The organism is Amycolatopsis deserti, assembly GCF_014653945.1.
Lineage (GTDB): Bacteria > Actinomycetota > Actinomycetes > Mycobacteriales > Pseudonocardiaceae > Amycolatopsis_E > Amycolatopsis_E deserti.
The window spans coordinates 119,058-136,429 of sequence record NZ_BNAU01000011.1; the positions used below are offsets into that span (position 1 = coordinate 119,058).

The following is a 17,372-nucleotide window of genomic DNA, read 5'->3' on the forward strand; positions in this document are numbered from 1 at the left end:
CCGGTCCCCCAGTGGGGAACCGGCCCGTTGAACCGTCGCGAGGACTCAGACGATGCTGACGCGGCTCGCCTGGGGGCCCTTGGCGCCCTGCGTGATCTCGAAGGTCACCTGCTGGTTCTCTTCAAGGCTGCGGAAGCCGTTGCCGTCGATCTCCGAGTAGTGGACGAAGACGTCCGGTCCGCTCTCCTGCGCGATGAAGCCGAAGCCCTTTTCGGCGTTGAACCATTTGACGGTGCCCTGTGCCATGTGTTTCTCCTTGATATTTTCTCTAACAATCAGAGCGCGGAAGCCGCGCCCTTCGTGGTCAGCCCGAGCATGGCGAGCAGCTCGCGGCAGTCGTGGACGTCCAGCGCGTGGTCGGCGACCGTGCGCGCCGCACGGTGGTTGGCGATCGCCTCGTCCTCGGCCATCCGGGCGCGTGCCTCGGCGATCGGGCCGCTTTCGGGACGCGGCGGGGAAGCGTGGCGAGCCCAGGTCATGACGATCCCTTCGGTGGTGCGGATTTCACGGCCAGCCGTGCCAGCCGCTGCTCGGTGGGCCAGCGCACCTGCCAGGCCCAGCCGAGACGTTCGAACGCCCAGATCACCCGGGCGGACACGTCGATCTGGCCACGCCGCACGCCGTGGCGGGCGCAGGTCGGATCGGCGTGGTGGGAGTTGTGCCACGACTCGCCCATCGACAGGATCGCCAGCGGCCAGAAGTTGGCCGAGCGGTCCCGGCTGGCGAACGGGCGGTCACCGATCATGTGGCAGATCGAGTTCACCGACCAGGTCACGTGGTGCTGGAACGCGACCCGTGCGAGCCCGGCCCACAGGAACCCGGTCAGCGCGCCCCACCACGACATCGTCGCCAGCCCGCCGATCAGCGCCGGCAGCAGCACCGACAACGAGACCCACAGCGGGAACAACCGGTCCACCGCGCGGATGTCGGGATCAGCGGCCAGATCCGGCGCGAATCGCTCCACATTGGTCCGGTCGCGGCCGAACAGCCACCCCATGTGGGCGTGCCAGAAACCCTTGGCCAGCGCGGCCGGCGAGGTGCCGAACAGCCACGGCGAGTGCGGATCGCCCGCACGGTCGGAAAACGCGTGGTGGCGACGGTGGTCGGCCACCCACCCGATCACCGGTCCCTGCGCGGCCATGCTCCCCGCGATCGCCAGCGCGATCCGAAGTGGACGGTTCGCGCGGAAGGCGCCGTGGGTGAAGTAGCGGTGGTAGCCGATCGTGATGCCCAAAGTGGACACCGTGTAGAACGCGGCGGCCACGGCGAGGTCGAGCCAGCTCAGTCCCCAGCCCCAGAGCAGGGGAACGGCGGCGATCAGCGCGGCGAAGGGGATGATCAGGAACGCGCGGATGACCACCATCTCGGTCATCGACGCTGGTTCCGACAGCAGAGGCTTGGGAGTCTTCCGGTCCGGGACGACGGAAGTCGAAGAGGTCAAAAAGGAACTTCTCTCGTGGAGGATCAACCACGATGGGCCAACCGAAGGGAACGAAACCGGCCCGGTGCCAGCCTGCGAGAATCTCCCGACAAGAACGACTCTACCGCATCGGATCGCCTCCGTCACGGTCACCGCGTGGGAAACTGCGGTTCATGATCATCACCGCGGTGGTCGCGCTGCTGGCCTGGCTGTGGCTGGCGGCGACCGGCTTCTGGCGCACTGACCAGCGGTTACCGCCCCGCCGCGAGCCCGTCGCGTGGCCGTCGGTGGCGGTCGTGGTACCCGCGCGCGACGAGGCCGCGATCCTGCCGGAAACACTCCCGGCACTGCTCGCCCAGCGCTACCCGGGACCACTCCGGACGATCCTCGTCGACGACGGCAGCGGCGACGGCACCGGCGATCTCGCCCGCGCCCTGGGCGGCGCGCGGCTCATCGTCACCACACCGGGTGACCGCCCGCCCGGATGGACCGGCAAGCTGTGGGCACTCGCGCACGGCGTCACCGAGGCCGGCGAGGTCGACTTCCTGTTGTTCACCGACGCCGACATCGCCCACGGCCCGGACTCGGTCACCGCGCTGGTCGCCTCCGCCGACGGCCGCGATCTCGTGTCCCAGATGGCCCGCCTGCGCACCGGCACCCGCTGGGAGCGGCTGATCGTTCCCGCGTTCGTGTACTTCTTCGCGATGCTCTACCCGTTCCGGCGCGTCAACGGCCCCGGCCGCACCGCCGCGGCGGCCGGAGGCTGCTGCCTCGTGCGGCGCACGGCGCTCGAGCGGGCCGGGGGAGTGGCGGCGATCAAGGACGCGCTGATCGACGACGTCGCCCTCGGCCGTGCCATCAAGCGCGCCGGGGGCCGCATCTGGCTCGGATTGGCCGACGACGTGCGCAGCGTCCGCCCGTACCCCACGCTGCGCTCGCTGTGGGACATGATCGCGCGCAGTGCCTACACCCAGCTGCGGCATTCCCCGCTGCTCCTCGCCGGCACCGTGCTGGGCCTGGCGCTGGTGTTCCTCGCGCCGCCGGTGCTGACCTTCGCGGCCACCGGCGCCGCCCGGGCCCTCGCGCTCGCGGCGTGGCTGCTGATGACGGCGACGTTCGTCCCGATGCTGCGCTATTACCGGCAGCCCTGGCCGGCCGCGCTGCTGCTGCCCGTCACCGCGACGCTGTACCTGCTGATGACCGTCGATTCGGCGGTGCGGCACTGGCGCGGGCGCGGCGCGACCTGGAAGGGGCGCAGCTACGGGTGATCGCGGGTACGGTCTGAGGCGGTGACCGGAACGAGGAGTGACGCCATGGCCGACCAGGACATCATCGCCAACATCGACAAGCTGATCGCCGAGGAGCACGAGCTGCGGTCGCGTTCGGTCGGCGGTGGCCTGAGCGACGAGGACCGGACCCGGATGCGTCAGGTCGAGGAGCAGCTGGACCAGTGCTGGGACCTGCTCCGCCAGCGCCGCGCCGCGCGCGAGTTCGGCGAGAACCCGGACGAGGCCAAGGCCCGCCCGGTCAGCGAGGTCGAGTCCTACCGGCAGTGACGGGAATACCCGCCCCGCCCGGGCCGTTGTGCCGACTAGTTGAACGCACAACTACCTGAGCAGGGTGAGGTCCATGTCCCGCACACTCGTGGTCGTCTCGGCCGGTCTGAGCAGCCCGTCTTCGACGCGGCTGCTGGGCGACCGCCTGGCCAAGGCCACGGCCGCCGAGATCGGCGCCGGCATCGAGGTCGTGGAGCTGCGCGACCTCGCCGGCGACATCGCGAACAACCTGGTCACCGGCTTCCCCAGCGCCAAGCTGGCCGACGCGATCGAGACGGTGACCGGCGCCGACGGCCTGATCGTCGTCACGCCGATCTTCAACGCCTCCTACAGCGGCCTGTTCAAGTCGTTCTTCGACGTGATCGAGGCCGGTTCGCTGCAGAGCAAACCCGTGCTGATCGCCGCGACCGCCGGCACCGCCCGGCACTCGCTCGCGCTGGAGTTCGCCCTGCGGCCGCTGTTCGCCTACCTGCGCGCCGACGTCGTGCCGACCGCCGTGTTCGCCGCCTCCGAGGACTGGGGCGCCTCCGACGGGCCGGAGGGCGACCTGACCGCCCGCATCGAGCGAGCGGCCGGTGAGCTGGCCACGGCGATGGGTGGCCGGCCCGCCGCCGCACCTCCCGCGGACGAGGACGAGTTCGTCCCCTTCGATCAGCAGCTGGCCCGGCTGGGCATCACGTCATCGCGTTGACGCCGGTCAGGTCGCGGCCGATGATCAGCTTCTGCACCTGGCTGGTGCCCTCGTAGAGGGTGAGCACGCGCGCGTCGCGCACGTACTTGCCGACCGGGTACTCGTCGATGAAGCCGTAACCGCCGAACACCTGCAGGCAGTTGTTCGTCACGCGCACCGCGGTCTCGCTCGCGTGGTACTTCGCGGCCGAGGCGTCCGTGGCGTACTCCTTCGGCTTCATCCCGGCGTCGGCCATGCGCGCCACCTGGTGGGTGAGCAGCCGCGAGGCCTGCACGTCCACCGCGGCGTCCGCGAGCAGCTCCTGGACCAGCTGGAACGACGCTATCGGCTTGCCGAACTGCTCACGCTCGGTCGCGTACCGGGTGGCCGCGTCCAGGGCGGCCTGTGCGACACCGACCGCGCCCGCGGCCACCGAGATCCGGCCGCGGGACAGCGTGCCGAGCGCGATGCCCAGGCCCTTGTCGACCTCGCCCAGCCGCGCCGAGTCGGGCACGCGCACGTTGTCGTAGGTCAGCTCGGCCGTCGCCTGGCCGCGCAGGCCCAGCTTGCCCTTGATCTCCTTCGCGGTGAACCCGGGGGAGTCGGTGGGCACCAGGAACGCGGTGATGCCGGCCTCACTCGTCCGGGCGAAGGTCAGCGCGACCTTGGCCCAGGTGCCGTTGGTGATGAACATCTTGCTGCCGTTGATCACCCAGTCGCCGCCGTCGCGCTTGGCGCGGGTGGTCAGCGACCCGGCGTCGGATCCGGTGCCGGGCTCGGTGAGGCCGAAGCACCCCAGCGCCTCACCGCTGATCAGCCGAGGCAGCCACTCCTGCTTCTGCTCGTCGGTGCCGTGCGCGGCGATCGTCTTGGACACCAGGCCGAGCGACACCGACACGATCCCGCGCACCGCCGAATCGCCGCGGCCCAGCTCCTCGGTGACCAGCACGTAGGACAGCATGTCGGCGTCCACCCCGCCGTAGCGCTCGTCCAGCGTCAGGCCGAGGAACCCCAGCTCGCCCAGCCGCCGCACCACGGACTGGTCGACGTGCTCGGCGCGGTCCCATTCGCGGGCGTTCGGCGCGATCTCGGCGTCGACGAACTCCGCCGCCATCCGGCGGAAGTCGCGCTGGGTCTCGGTGAGCCCGAAATCCCGTGCCAGCATTGCTCTTCTCCTTCTCAGACGTCTTCGGGCGCGGTGCCGGGGGCGGTCAGCGGCAGGCCGAGCTGGGCGCGCTCGGTCAGCCACCGCGTCGGCCGGTAGCGCGGGTCGCCGGTGGCCTCGTGCAGCGCGCGCTGCAGCGTGAGCAGCCGCGCCGGGCCGACCTCGTCGCCCCAGGCCAGCGGGCCGCGCGGGTAGCCGAGCCCGAGCCGCACGCCCAGGTCGATGTCCGCCGGCGCGGCGATGCCCTGTTCGGCGATCGAGGCGGCCACCGACACGATCGAGGACACCAGCCGCTGAGCCACCCCGCCCTCGACGTCCCGCACCACCGAAACGCTCTTCTCGTCACGCGCGAGCACCGCGCGTGCGTCCCGGGCCGCGGCCGGGTCGGCGGCCGGGGTGATCGCCAGAACTCGGCGATCGGTCCGGATCGACAGCGGGTCGACGCCGAACGTCCGCTCCGGCGGCAGGCCCTGCGCGGCGATCGCGGTCGCGACCGTGGTGCCCCAGGTCGTGACGAGCGCGACGGCGTCCGCGGTCACCGTGTCGGCGACCTTCGCCCCGGCTTCGGTCAGCGCCGCGCGCAGCTCCTCGTCGTCCGTCCACACCGGACGATCGGCGTCCCCGGTGACCGGCTTTTCGCCGGGCTTTTCGGCGCCTTCGGAGTAGTCGAACCAGCCCTGCTTCGTCTTGCGGCCGTGCAGGCCCGCGGCCACGCGGTTCGGCGTCAGGAAGGACGCGCGCAGCCGGTCGGAGTAGCGGAACCCGGCCCAGATCGACTCGATCACCGTCGCGGTGACGTCCAGCCCGGTGAGATCCATCAGCTCGAACGGGCCCATCTTCAGGCCCAGCACGTCCCGCGCGATGCGGTCCAGCTCGGCCGGGTCGGCGGCCTGGCGCTCCAGCAGCGCGAGCGCCTCGGTGACCAGGCCGCGCCCGGCGTGGTTGATCAGGAAGCCCGGCGTGTCCGAGACGACCACGGCGTTGTGCCCGGTCTCGCGGACCAGCGCGGACACCGTGTCCACCACCTCGGGCCGGGTGCGGGCGCCGGGGATCACTTCGACGATCTTCATCAGCGGCGCCGGGTTGAAGAAGTGCAGGCCGACCAGCCGGGTCGGATCCGACAGCCGCGCGGCGATCTGCGTGACCGGCAGCGACGAAGTGTTGGTGGCGAACACCGTCGAGGCCGGCAGCGCCTTCTCCAGGTCGGTGAACAACGCGGCCTTGGTGTCCAGGTCCTCGCGGATCGCCTCGATCACCAGGTCCGCCTCGCCCGGCTGGGCGGGGGAGTCCAGCGGCACCAGCCGCTGGCCGATCGCGGCGGCTTCCTCGGCGGTGCTGCGGCCCTTCGCCACGGCCCGGTCGAGCATGCCGCGGATGAACTCCACAGCCTCGCCGACCGACTCCGGCCGGGCGTCGGCCAGCTCCACGGTGTGCCCGGCGGTCGCCGCCCACTGGGCGATCCCGCGGCCCATCACCCCCGTCCCGACGATCCTGATGCGCACGGTTCTCTCCTTCATCGCAGATACACCCGCTCCGGGTCGACATCCTCGCGCAGCAACCGTAGTTCGGCCTCGCTCGGTGGCGCGATCACCGTCACGTCGTCGGCGACCTTCAGCGGCCAGCCGGTGGCCGCGCGCGCCTGCTCCACGGTGGCGCCGGGGTGCAGGGCGACCAGCCGCAGCTCTTCGCCGGGGCCGCCGCGGGCGAGGATGCCCAGCTCGGTGATCACCTTCGTGACGCCGAGCCCGAACGGGGTCACCCCGTCGGCGAGCGCGCGGTCCGGCCCGGGCGAGGTGCAGAAGTCCAGCTCGTCCACAAAGGACCGCGGATCGTGGCGGCGCATCACCACGAACACCTCGCGCGAGTTCGCCATGACCTCCATCGCGCCACCGGGACCGGGCAGCCGCACCTTCGGGGACTGCCAGTCGCCGATCACCGACGAGTTCAGGTTGCCCCAGCGGTCGATCTGGGCGGCGCCGAGGAACCCGACGTCGATGTGCCCGCCCTGCAGCACGTACCCGAACAACGCGGGCATCGACAGGACGGCCTCGGCGCCGGTGATCAGCACCGCGTCGGCGATGGTCTCGGGCAGGTGCGAGGGGTGCGCCCCGCAGACGCCCGACTCGTAGACGATCTCCAGGTCGGGCGCGACGGTCAGGTGCGCCAGCGACGCGGCCAGCGTGGGCAGGCCGATCCCGGCGAACACCGTCCGCTTGCCGGCCAGCTCGCGGGAGGCGACGACGGACAGGATTTCGCTCGACGTGGTCACTTCTGCAGCCTCCGTCCGTAGTTCACCGGCTCGCTCAGGGCTTCGCCGACGGCGAGGCCCGCCCAGAACTCGTCGCCCAGCTTGGCGACGTACTCGGCGTGGTCGGCGGTGCCGTGCACCCACTCCGCCATCCACGCGGCCAGTTTCTCCTTGTCCCTGCTGATGCCCGACCAGGAGCGGTAGAAGGCGTTGTCGCGGTCGTAGTAGCCCTGCGCGAACGACGGGTGCGCGCCGCGCGGGCACTCGACCACGGCGTCCACGGCGTGCGCGGGCACGACCGTGCGGTTGGGGTCGGAGCGGATCACCTCGTCGGCGACGATCTCCTCGACCACCACGATGGCTTTCTCCGCGGCGTACACCGCTTCGGCCTGGATGCCGGTCAGACCCCAGATCTGGGTGTTGCCGGCCCGGTCAGCGCGCTGGGCGTGGATGATCGTGACGTCCGGATTGAGCGGCGGGACGACGTAGATCTGCTCGTCGCCGTAGGGCGAGGCGACCTTGCGGATGTTCGCGTTGACCCGCGGCAGGTCGGAGCCGGCGTAGGAGCGCAGCGGGTAGAACGGCAGGCGCTGCGCCCCGGCGAGGTAGCGGCAGATCATGCCGTAGTGGCTGTACTCCTCGAAGTCCAGCGGTTCGGGGTCGGCGTGCTCGATGCGGCGGCGCAGTTCGCCCAGCGAGCCGGCCGAGGAGTTGCCGACGAACGACGACACCAGCTTGCGCACGCAGCCCCCGGCGAGCATCTGGTCGACGACGATGTCCGCGGTCATCCGGACGACGGTGAGGTCGCGGCGGCCCTGGCGGATGATCTCGTGCCCGGCCGCGGTGGGGATGAGGTGCGTGAACCCTTCCAGCGAGACGGTGTCCCCGTCGTGCACGAAGGCCGCGACCGCGTCGCGCAGGCTCATCGTCTTGTCCGGACCCGGGCGGGGCATCGTCGCGCTCCTCGAAGCTCGTGGGTTGGGGCGGTCTTCACCGTGCCAGGAACATTGATTAGAGTCCAATACCGAATTCGGGTCAGATCAAGACGGAGACGGTAATAATGGAGTTGCGTTATCTGACGTCGTTCCTGGCGGTGGCGGAGGAGCTGCACTTCGGGCGCGCCGCCAAGCGGTTGCAGATGGCGCAGCCGCCGCTGTCCCAGCAGATCCGGCAGCTGGAGAAGGAGCTGGGGGTCCAGCTGTTCGAGCGCAACACCCGGTCGGTGCGGCTGACCAGCGCGGGCGAGTCCTTCCTGGGCCCGGTGCGGCGGGTGATGGAGGACCTGGACATCGCGACGAAGGCCGCCCGCGCCGCCGGCCGGGGCGAGTACGGGCGCGTGACGGTGGGGTTCGCGGGGGCGTCGAGCCACGAGAGCCTGCCGCTGCTGACCCGGGCGGTGCGGGCCGCGCACCCCGGGCTGGAGCTGGTGATGCGCGGGCAGACCTACGCGAACGTCGCGCTGGCGAGGGTCGCGGACGGCTCGCTGGACCTGGGGTTCGTGCGGTTGCCGATCACCCAGCCGGGCGTGGAGGCGCGGGTGATCGACGAGGAGGAGATGATCTGCGCGCTGCCGTCGGACCACCCGCTGGCGCGCCTGGACGAGGTGCCGGTGGAGGCCCTGGCGGAGGAGCCGTTCGTGAGCTTCCCGGCGAACGCGGGGTCGAGCGTGCGGGATGCGACGGTGCGGGTGTGCGTGTCGGCCGGGTTCAACCCGCGGGTGGTGCAGGAGGCGCCGGATTCGTACACGATCCTGGCGCTGGTGGCCGCTGGGGTCGGGGTGACGTTGACGGTGTCGTCGTGCCAGCACATCCAGCAGACGGGGCTGGCGTACCGGCGGCTGGCGGGGGAGCCGGTGCGGTTGCAGGCCGCGTTGGCCTGGCGGCCGGACAACCCGTCGGCGGCTCTTCGCACGGTGCTGGCGATCGCGGAGCAGGCGTTGCCGACGCCTGTCCGCGCCCAGTGAGACGACCATCGTCTTACCGACCCCGTCATTCGGTATTGGACTCTTCTAGGTCCTGTTTGGCACGGTGTGCGAGCAACACGGGATCTCAAGGGAGAGAGAAAATCACCATGAGCACGGCCACGGCGGCCAGGCGAGCGGGCATCGGGTCGTTCATCGGCTCGACCATCGAATGGTTCGACTTCTACATCTACGGCACCGCGTCGGCGCTGGTCTTCGACAAGGTCTTCTTCCCCGAACTGGACGGCGCGCTGGGCACGCTCGTCGCGTTCGCCACGTTCTGGGTGGGCTTCCTCGCCCGGCCGCTGGGCGGGATCATCTTCGGCCACTACGGCGACCGCCTCGGCCGCAAGAAGACCTTGGTCATCACCCTGCTCATGATGGGCATCTCGACCACGCTGATCGGCGTCCTGCCCTCCTACGCCCAGATCGGCGTCGCCGCTCCGCTGCTTCTCGTCGCGATCCGCATGGTGCAGGGCATCGGCCTCGGCGGGGAGTGGGGCGGCTCCGTCCTGATCGCCTCCGAGCACGCGCCCAAGGGCAAGTCGATCCTCTACGGCGCGTTCGCCCAGCAGGGCTCGCCCGTGGGCAACACCCTGAGCACCGTCAGCTTCCTGGCGATCAGCCAGCTGCCGGACGACGCGTTCGTCTCGTGGGGCTGGCGGGTGCCGTTCCTGTTCTCCGCGCTGCTGGTGATCGTCGGCCTGTTCATCCGGCTGCGGGTGGCCGAATCGCCCGCGATGGCGAACCTCATCGAGCAGAAGGCGGTCGCCAAGCTGCCGTTCACCGAGGTGCTGCGGACCCAGCCGCTGCTGATCGTGCTCGGCATCGGCGCGTGCACCATCGGGCTGTCGGCCACGTACTTCAAGTCGACGTTCGCGCTGTCCTGGGCCACCTCGGACCTCAGCTTCGACAAGAGCTCGTTCCTGACGATCATCCTGGTCGCCAACATCACCCAGATCCTGGTGCAGCCGTGGGGCGCGCTGATCGCCACGAAGATGCGCAGCTGGTCCCGCGCGGTGATCGTGATGCTCGTGCCGGAGATCCTGCTGATGCCGCTGATGTTCCTGTTCATCGGCACGGAGAACTACGCGCTGGCGATGGTCGGCACGGTGGTCGCGACCGTCCCGCACTGCCTGTACTACGCGGCGCTGGCCGGGATGCTCGCCAGCCGGTTCCCGGCGAACGTGCGCTACACCGGCATCTCGCTGTGCTACCAGCTGTGCGGGACGCTGCTCGGCGGCACCACCCCGATCGTGGGCCAGTTCCTGCTGAGCCAGACCGGATCGATCGTCGCCGTGATCGTGTACGCGGTGTTCCAGGTGCTGCTGACGCTGGGCTGCATGCTCGCGCTGCTGCGCAAGCCCAACTACGACGAGCGCGCCGGCGAGGAGTCCAGCGCGCAGGCCGTCGCGGCCTGAGGGGAGTGACTGCGATGCCGGTGGTGGCGAACGGGATCCCGGAGATCCTGGCGCTGGCGGGGCGCGACCTGGGGTACTCGTCCTGGCGGGAGGTGACGCAGGAGCTGATCGACGCCTACGCCGAGGTGTCCGGGGACCACCAGTGGATCCACACCGACCCCGAGCGCGCCGCGCGGGGCCCGTTCGGCCGCACGATCGCCCACGGGTACATGACGCTGAGCTGGGGCATCCCGATGGTCGCCGAGCTGCTGCAGGTCACCGGCGTCGGGATGGCGCTGAACTACGGCGTGAACAAGGTCCGCTTCCCGGCGCCTGTCCCGGTGGGCAGCCGGGTGCGCCTGCACGCCGAGATCGCCGCGGTCGAGGAGGTCGGCCGCGGCGGGGTGCAGGTGACGCGGAAGTTCACCTTCGAGATCGAGGGGGCGGAGAAGCCGGCCTGCGTGGCGGAATCGCTGACGCGCTACTACCCGTAGGGCGTATCGGATATGCCGGCGATACGCGGTCCTGCCTAGGCTGGGCGGATGCGCGTGCTGATCGTGGGGGACGGGCCCGACCGGATCGATACCGGCAGTGCTCATGCGTAGACGCCCCGCGCTGAGCGCCCGGATGAAACTCACCCTCAGCTACGCCGGTTTCCTCCTCCTCGCCGGCGTGATCCTCTTGGCCGTGGTCTGGGTGTTCCTGACGCAGTCGGTGCCGGAGCGCGTGCTCGGCGCGCCGGGGCCGCCGCCGCACGTTCTCCGCCTGCTGCCTGCCGTCGTCCCCGCCGCGGTGACCTCGCTGGCCTTCCTGCTGTTCTTCGGGCTGCTGGGCGGATGGGTCCTCGCCGGCCGGATGCTCGCACCGCTCACCCGGATCACGGACGCGGCGCGGAAGGCGGCGAACGGGTCCCTGTCCCACCGGGTCCGGATGGACGGCCCCGAGGACGAGTTCCGCGAGCTGGCCGACGTGTTCGACACGATGCTCGAACGACTCGAATCCCAGGTGTCCGAGCAGCAACGGTTCGCCGCGAACGCCTCCCACGAGCTGCGCACGCCGCTGGCGATCTCGCAGACGCTCCTGGACGTCGCGCGCAAGGACCCGACGTGGGACCGGGAGGAGCTCATCGACCGCCTGCACACGGTCAACACGCGCGCGATCGACCTCACCGAGGCGCTGCTGCTGCTCAGCCGCAGCGACCGCCGGAGCTTCACCCGCGAGCCCGTCGACCTGTCGCTGATCGCCGAACAGGCCGCGGAAACGCTGCTGCCGCTGGCCGAACGGCGCGGGATCACGCTCGAGGTCACCGGAGAGGCCGCGCGGACCGCGGGCTCGGCCGAGCTCATCCTGCGGACGGTGACGAACCTCGTCCAGAACGGGATCGTCCACAACCTCCCCGAGGGCGGGTCCGTGACCGTCCACACCGGACCCGAGGGCGGCGCGAGCGTGGTGCGGGTGGAGAACACCGGGCACCCGCTGCCGCCGGAACTGGTGCCGACGCTGACGGAACCGTTCCAGCGCGGCACGAAGCGCACCCGAACCGGCGAGCACGCGGGGGTCGGCCTCGGGCTGGCCATCGTGCACAGCATCGTCGGAGCCCACGACGGGACGCTCGAGCTGAGGCCCCGCGCCGGCGGTGGGCTCGTGGCGGTGGTGCGGCTGCCGGCTGCGCCGTAGTTTGGTTGCTCCCAGCGGGGAGTCGGATCCGTTTCGGTGGTGGAGCTCGTGGCCTCGGTGCGGCTGCCCGGTGCGCCGTAGCGCCGCGGGTTGCGATTGCCCTTGCGGGGGGTCGGGATCGGTCTCGCGCCGATGAGGGCCTGTGGTCGGTGCGGCTGCCCGGCGCGCCGTAGCCCCAGCGGGCACGATCGGCCCATGCCGGGAACCGAGATCCGCCCCGCCCGTCCGGAAGAACTCGAGACCGTCGCCGGGTTGCGGTGGCGGTGGGTGGCCGAGCGGGACGGGCCACCGCCGGGGGTGGAGCGGGACCGGTTCGTGCGGGAGTTCGCCGCCTGGGCGCGGCAGCACGCGGCCACCCACCGGTGCCTGGTCCTCGTCCGGGACGGCGCCGTGATCGGGATGGGGTTCCTCGCGCTCACCCCGCGCGTTCCGGCGCCGTACACGTTCACCCGCGCCTCCGGCGACGTGCAGTGCGTCTACGTCGTGCCCGAAGCACGCGACACCGGCCTCGGCGGGCGGCTCATCCAGGGGCTCCTCGACTTGGCCGCGGAGCTGGGGCTGGAGCGGGTGACGGTGCATTCGTCGTCGCGGGCGGTGGCGGCCTATCAGCGGCACGGGTTCGCCGTCTCGCCGTGCCTGCTGCAAACGGTCCTCCTCCCACCGGCCCGTTGACCGCCGCCGACGTCTGCTGCGCCCGCGTCGACCTACCGAGCGGCTGACCCGCAGGCGCGCGATTCAGCCCTCGCCCAGGTCGCGGGCTATCGCTGTCGCCGTGGCGGACAGGGCTCCCACCCACGTGGGCAGGAGGTCGTGGTCGAAGCGGGCCGACGGGAGCGCCACCGAAACCGCCGCCGCCGGTTCGTCGGTGCTGGGCCACGGGATCGACACCCCGATGGCGGTCAGTCCGGTCTCCGTCAGCTGGTCGTTGATCGCGAAGCCGCGCCGCCGGATCAGGCCCAGCTCGCGCCGCAGGCGGGCCAGGTTGACGTCCGTCCCCGCATACCGGCGCGTCAGCTCGGCCGCCGGCAGCGCGGCCAGCAGCGCCTTGCCGCCCGACACGAGGTGCGCCGGCAGCACCCGCCCGGCCCGGTCGCCCACCCGCAGGATCTGCTCGCACTCCACCGACGCCAGGAACCGCGCCTCCGTCCCGGCCAGCACCTGCAGGTTCACCGTCTCCCGCACCCGCTCCACCAGCGTCCGCAGGTGCGGCATCGCCGCCTGGCGCAGCAACGTCACCGGCGCGCCCACCGGATCGGCCGGTCGCAGCACCGGACCGGCCTGGTAGCGGCGGTCCGGGCCCTGCTCGGCGAAGTCCCGGTACACCAGCATCGCCAGCAGCCGGTGTGCCGTCGACCGCGACACCCCCAGCCGCGACGCCGCCTCCGACACCCCCAGCGGCCCCTCCTGCAGCATCGTCGCCAGGTGCAGCGCGTGGTCGACCGAGTCGATCGCGTACGGCGGTTTGTTCTTCACAGCAGAATTGTAGATCCCTGCTGACAGAACCTCGCTTACGTTCCTCCCATGCCCGCCGCACCGCGCAACGTCGCGCCCCTGGTGACCGCCCTGTGCTGGGTGGTCGTCGTGTTCGACGGATACGACCTCATCGTCTACGGCACGGTCCTCCCGCGCCTGCTCACCGAACCCGGCTGGAACCTGACCAGCAGCACCGCCGGCCTGCTCGGCAGCCTGGCCTTCCTCGGCATGCTGCTCGGCGCCCTGCTGGCCGGCCGCCTGGCCGACGCGCTCGGCCGCCGCCGGACGATCCTGGCCTGCACCGCCTGGTTCTCGGTGTTCACCGCGCTCTGCGCGATCGCCCCGGACCCGGTCGTCTTCGGCGCCTTCCGCCTGCTCGCCGGGCTCGGCCTGGGCGGCCTGGTGCCCTCGGCCAACGCGCTGGGCAGCGAGTTCGTGCCGGCCCGCAGCCGGTCGCTGGTCGCCACGCTGATGATGTCCGGCGTCCCGATCGGCGGCAGCCTCGCCGCGCTGATCGGCATCGCGGTCCTGCCCCGCTACGGCTGGCAGGCGATGTTCGCGTTCGCGCTGCTCGCGCTCGTCCTCGTGCTGCCGCTGTGCGCGTGGCTGCTGCCCGAGTCCCCGGCCTGGCTGCGCGCCAAGGGCCGCACCGCCGAAGCCGAGGCACTGGAACGCGAGTACCACCTCGTCCCGGAGACGGAAACCGTGCCGCACCGGGGTTTCCGCGCGCTGCTGAAGCCGCCCTACATCCGCGCCACCGTGCTGTTCGCCCTCGCCACGCTCGCGACGCTGTTCGCCTGGTACGGGCTGGGCACCTGGCTGCCGCAGCTGATGCGGCAGAGCGGGTTCGACCTCGGCTCGTCGCTGACGTTCCTGCTCGCGCTCAACCTCGGCGCCGTCGGCGGCTCGCTCGTCACCGCGTGGGCCGGCGCCCGCCTCGGCCCGCGCCAGGCCGCCGTGCTCGCCGCGGCCGTCGCCGCCGCCGGCCTGCTCGTGCTGGTACTGCGCCCGTCCCAGTTCGTCGCCTACCTCGCGCTGGTCCTGGCCGGCGTCGGCACGCACGGCACGCAGTGCCTGATCATCGCCGCGGTCGCCGACCACTACCCGGCCCCGCTGCGTGGCTCCGCGCTCGGCTCGGCGCTGGGCATCGGCCGCATCGGCGCGGTGCTCGCGCCGCAGGCCGGCGGCTGGCTGCTGGCCGCCGGGTTCGGCGTCACCGCCAACTTCCTCATGTTCGCCGTCGGCGCGGCCGTCGCCAGCGGCTTCGTCTGGGCCTGCCCCCGTCCCGTCCTCGCCAAGGAAGGAGTGGTCACCCGATGACCAGCAACCAGCCCGAACCGTCCCCCGAACTCGACGAGCTGTACCGGGGGTTCGCCGAGGAACTCCTCGTTCCACTGTGGACCGAGATCGGCGACCTGATGCCGATGAGCCCGTCCCCGGCGATGCGCCCGCACGCCTGGCGCTGGAAGACCCTGCTGCCGCTGGCGGAGAAGGCCGGCGAGCTGGTGCCGGTCGGCCGCGGTGGCGAGCGGCGCGCCATCGCGCTCGCCAACCCGGGACTGGGCGGCGCGCCGTACGCGACGCCGACGCTGTGGGCGGCGATCCAGTACCTCGGCCCGGGCGAGAACGCGCCCGAGCACCGGCACACGCAGAACGCGTTCCGGTTCGTCGTCGAGGGCGAAGGCGTGTGGACGGTCGTCAACGGGGACCCCGTCGCCATGCGCCGCGGTGACTTCCTGCTCACCCCCGGCTGGCACTTCCACGGCCACCACAACACCTCCACCGAACCGATGGCCTGGATCGACGGCCTGGACATCCCGTTCGTGCACTACACCGGCTCGGCGTTCTTCGAGTTCGGCCCCGAGCAGGTGTCCAGCACGCAGACCCCGGAGCGCTCGCGCGCCGAGCGGCTGTGGGCCCACCCGGGCCTGCGCCCGGTGTCGCAGACCGCGCCCGCGGTGAACTCGCCGATCGCCGCCTACCGGTGGGAGCACACCGACGCCGCGCTGACCGACCAGCTCGCCCTGGAGGACGAGGGCCACCCGGGCGTGGTCGAACCGGGCCACGCCGCGGTCCGCTTCACCAACCCGACCACCGGCGGCGACGTGATGCCGACGATCCGCGCCGAGTTCCACCGGCTGCGCCCCGGCGCGGAAACCGCGCCGCGGCAGGAGGTCGGCTCGGCCGTGTGGCAGGTCTTCGAGGGAACCGGCACGGTCCGCGTCGGCGATCAGGAGTGGACCGTCGACCACGGTGACCTGTTCGTCGTGCCGTCCTGGGCCGAGGTGACCCTGGCCGCCGGCACCCAGCTGGACCTGTTCCGGTTCAGCGACACCCCGATCTTCGAACGACTGCACGCCGACCGCGTGCGGGTGGGAGGACAGCAGTGAAACTCGCGACCCTGCGCACCGCCGAGGGCACCCGCGCCATCCGCGTCGAGGGCGAGCGTTACGCCGAACTCGGCGCCCCGGATGTCGGCGCCTTCCTGGCACAGGAGGACTGGCGCGCCCAGGCCGAGGCGGTCACGCCGGAGCGGCCGCTGGCGGGCGCCGACCTCGCCCCGGTCGTGCCGCGGCCGGGCAAGATCCTGTGCGTCGGCCTGAACTACCGCAACCACATCCTGGAAATGGGCCGCGAGCTGCCGGAATACCCGACGCTGTTCGCGAAGTACCCGGAGGCGCTCATCGGCCCGGCCGATCCGATCGCGCTGCCACCCGAATCGCACGCGGTGGACTGGGAGGCCGAGCTGGCGCTGGTCATCGGCGCGACCGTGCGCCGCGCGAGCGAAACCGAGGCCGCCGCGGCGATCGCCGGGTTCAGCGTCCTCAACGACGTCACCACCCGCGACTGGCAGTACCGCTCGCCGATGTGGTTGCAGGGCAAGACGTTCGAGGGCACCACTCCGTTCGGCCCGTACCTGGTGACCCCGGACGAACTGCCCGGCGGCACCACACCCGCGCTTGACCTGACCTGCTCGGTGGACGGTGAGCAGGTGCAGAAGGCGAACACCGACGACCTCGTGTTCAACCCGGTCGAACTGGTCCGCTACGCGTCCACGATCCTGACGCTGCGGCCCGGCGACGTCATCGCCACCGGCACGCCCGGCGGCGTCGGCCACGCGCGCAAGCCGCCGCGCTACCTGTCCGACGGCGCCCGGCTGGTCACCGAGATCAGCGGCCTGGGCCGGCTGGAGAACGTGGCGCGTGATGAGCACGCGTGACTGGATGGACGAGGGCACGCGGCTGATCCTGTCGGCGATCGACCAGCTCGACGACGCGGAGTTCGACGCGCCGACGCTGCTGCCCGGCTGGACCCGCCGCCACCTCGTCGCGCACCTGCACTACAACGCCGAAGCACTGCGCCGCCTGGTGAGCTGGGCCCGCACCGGGGTCGAGTCGCGGATGTACGCGAGCACCGAACAGCGCAACGCCGAAATCGAGACGGGTGCGCGGTTGCCCGTGGCCGAACTGCGCCGCCTGGTGCGGGAATCGGCGGACGCGCTGGCCGCGGACCTCGACGCGCTGCCCGAGGAAGCGTGGTCCAACCAGGTGGTCACCGCGCAGGGCCGGACGGTCCCGGCCACCGAGATCGTGTGGATGCGCACCCGCGAGGTCGCCGTGCACGCCGCCGACCTCGACCGCGGGGTGGGGTTCGACGACCTGCCCGCGGACCTGGTCGAGGCACTGATCGCCGACACGCTCAAGCGCCGGATCGCGCAGGGGCACGGGCCCGCCCTCGCGCGCTGGCTCACCGGACGCACCGGCCAGGCCCCCGAGCTCGGCCCGTGGCTGTAGGAGGAGAGG

General features: G+C 71.7%; 20 protein-coding genes. 12 read left to right on the forward strand and 8 right to left on the reverse strand.

Annotated features, from left to right (window positions below):
- Positions 1-45: 45 nt before the first annotated feature.
- The 3 genes from IE290_RS34220 to IE290_RS34230 are packed head-to-tail and all read right to left on the reverse strand — an operon-like array spanning position 46 to position 1,372.
- Complete coding sequence (locus tag IE290_RS34220; protein WP_020421349.1) at positions 46-246, reverse strand: cold-shock protein; 201 nt, start codon at positions 244-246, stop codon at positions 46-48.
- Between the two features lie 29 nt (positions 247-275).
- A complete protein-coding gene (locus IE290_RS34225) occupies positions 276-479 on the reverse strand; it encodes a hypothetical protein (RefSeq protein ID WP_191248876.1) in 204 nt (67 codons plus the stop codon).
- On the reverse strand, positions 476-1,372 hold the full coding sequence (locus IE290_RS34230; protein ID WP_191248877.1) for an acyl-CoA desaturase: 897 nt from the start codon (positions 1,370-1,372) through the stop codon (positions 476-478). The genes IE290_RS34225 and IE290_RS34230 overlap by 4 nt, the downstream gene beginning before the upstream one ends.
- Positions 1,373-1,593: 221 nt before the next feature.
- Between IE290_RS34230 and IE290_RS34235 the strand changes: the two genes are divergently transcribed.
- The 3 genes from IE290_RS34235 (at position 1,594) to IE290_RS34245 (ending at position 3,667) form a co-directional block, all read left to right on the forward strand.
- Complete coding sequence (locus IE290_RS34235; RefSeq protein ID WP_191248878.1) at positions 1,594-2,688, forward strand: glycosyltransferase; 1,095 nt, start codon at positions 1,594-1,596, stop codon at positions 2,686-2,688.
- Positions 2,689-2,733: 45 nt separating this feature from the next.
- Positions 2,734-2,976, forward strand: a complete 243-nt coding sequence (locus IE290_RS34240; RefSeq protein WP_191248879.1) for a DUF2630 family protein — start codon at positions 2,734-2,736, stop codon at positions 2,974-2,976.
- Positions 2,977-3,049: 73 nt separating this feature from the next.
- Complete coding sequence (locus IE290_RS34245; protein ID WP_191248880.1) at positions 3,050-3,667, forward strand: FMN reductase; 618 nt, start codon at positions 3,050-3,052, stop codon at positions 3,665-3,667.
- Here the strand turns inward: IE290_RS34245 and IE290_RS34250 are convergent.
- Genes IE290_RS34250 through IE290_RS34265 form a run of 4 tightly spaced genes read right to left on the reverse strand, consistent with a single transcriptional unit; the run spans position 3,651 to position 8,012 of the window.
- On the reverse strand, positions 3,651-4,811 hold the full coding sequence (locus IE290_RS34250; RefSeq protein WP_191248881.1) for an acyl-CoA dehydrogenase family protein: 1,161 nt from the start codon (positions 4,809-4,811) through the stop codon (positions 3,651-3,653). The genes IE290_RS34245 and IE290_RS34250 overlap by 17 nt on opposite strands.
- 14 nt (positions 4,812-4,825) lie before the next feature.
- Positions 4,826-6,328 carry a 3-hydroxyacyl-CoA dehydrogenase gene (locus tag IE290_RS34255; RefSeq protein ID WP_191248882.1) on the reverse strand — a complete coding sequence of 501 codons (1,503 nt, stop codon included), beginning with the start codon at positions 6,326-6,328 and terminating at the stop codon, positions 4,826-4,828.
- Positions 6,325-7,080, reverse strand: a complete 756-nt coding sequence (locus IE290_RS34260) for a CoA-transferase subunit beta (RefSeq protein WP_191248883.1) — start codon at positions 7,078-7,080, stop codon at positions 6,325-6,327. The genes IE290_RS34255 and IE290_RS34260 overlap by 4 nt, the downstream gene beginning before the upstream one ends.
- On the reverse strand, positions 7,077-8,012 hold the full coding sequence (locus IE290_RS34265) for a CoA transferase subunit A (RefSeq protein WP_191248884.1): 936 nt from the start codon (positions 8,010-8,012) through the stop codon (positions 7,077-7,079). Before IE290_RS34265 ends, IE290_RS34260 begins: the two co-directional genes overlap by 4 nt.
- 107 nt (positions 8,013-8,119) lie before the next feature.
- On the opposite strand from IE290_RS34265, the gene IE290_RS34270 reads away from it, so the two are divergent.
- The 5 genes from IE290_RS34270 to IE290_RS34290 all read left to right on the forward strand — a co-directional run bounded on the left by IE290_RS34270 (position 8,120) and on the right by IE290_RS34290 (position 12,768).
- A complete protein-coding gene (locus tag IE290_RS34270; RefSeq protein ID WP_191248885.1) occupies positions 8,120-9,022 on the forward strand; it encodes a LysR family transcriptional regulator in 903 nt (300 codons plus the stop codon).
- Between the two features lie 107 nt (positions 9,023-9,129).
- Entirely contained in the window at positions 9,130-10,440 is a 1,311-nt protein-coding gene (locus IE290_RS34275) for an MFS transporter (RefSeq protein WP_191248886.1), read from the forward strand.
- Between the two features lie 14 nt (positions 10,441-10,454).
- Complete coding sequence (locus IE290_RS34280; protein WP_191248887.1) at positions 10,455-10,913, forward strand: MaoC family dehydratase; 459 nt, start codon at positions 10,455-10,457, stop codon at positions 10,911-10,913.
- Between the two features lie 103 nt (positions 10,914-11,016).
- Positions 11,017-12,096, forward strand: a complete 1,080-nt coding sequence (locus IE290_RS34285; protein ID WP_191248888.1) for a sensor histidine kinase — start codon at positions 11,017-11,019, stop codon at positions 12,094-12,096.
- Between the two features lie 195 nt (positions 12,097-12,291).
- Positions 12,292-12,768, forward strand: coding sequence for a GNAT family N-acetyltransferase (locus IE290_RS34290; protein WP_191248889.1), 477 nt, complete (start codon positions 12,292-12,294; stop codon positions 12,766-12,768).
- A gap of 63 nt (positions 12,769-12,831) precedes the next feature.
- On the opposite strand, the gene IE290_RS34295 is transcribed toward IE290_RS34290, so the two are convergent.
- Positions 12,832-13,569 carry an IclR family transcriptional regulator gene (locus IE290_RS34295; RefSeq protein ID WP_191248890.1) on the reverse strand — a complete coding sequence of 246 codons (738 nt, stop codon included), beginning with the start codon at positions 13,567-13,569 and terminating at the stop codon, positions 12,832-12,834.
- Between the two features lie 48 nt (positions 13,570-13,617).
- On the opposite strand from IE290_RS34295, the gene IE290_RS34300 reads away from it, so the two are divergent.
- Genes IE290_RS34300 through IE290_RS34315 form a run of 4 tightly spaced genes read left to right on the forward strand, consistent with a single transcriptional unit; the run spans position 13,618 to position 17,363 of the window.
- Complete coding sequence (locus IE290_RS34300; RefSeq protein WP_191248891.1) at positions 13,618-14,889, forward strand: MFS transporter; 1,272 nt, start codon at positions 13,618-13,620, stop codon at positions 14,887-14,889.
- Positions 14,886-15,959, forward strand: a complete 1,074-nt coding sequence (locus tag IE290_RS34305; RefSeq protein WP_191248892.1) for a cupin domain-containing protein — start codon at positions 14,886-14,888, stop codon at positions 15,957-15,959. The genes IE290_RS34300 and IE290_RS34305 overlap by 4 nt, the downstream gene beginning before the upstream one ends.
- Positions 15,956-16,789 (forward strand): fumarylacetoacetate hydrolase family protein, encoded by an 834-nt coding sequence (locus tag IE290_RS34310; protein ID WP_191248893.1) that lies wholly within the window; start codon positions 15,956-15,958, stop codon positions 16,787-16,789. The genes IE290_RS34305 and IE290_RS34310 overlap by 4 nt, the downstream gene beginning before the upstream one ends.
- On the forward strand, positions 16,776-17,363 hold the full coding sequence (locus tag IE290_RS34315) for a maleylpyruvate isomerase family mycothiol-dependent enzyme (RefSeq protein ID WP_229874876.1): 588 nt from the start codon (positions 16,776-16,778) through the stop codon (positions 17,361-17,363). The genes IE290_RS34310 and IE290_RS34315 overlap by 14 nt, the downstream gene beginning before the upstream one ends.
- Positions 17,364-17,372 lie beyond the last annotated feature (9 nt).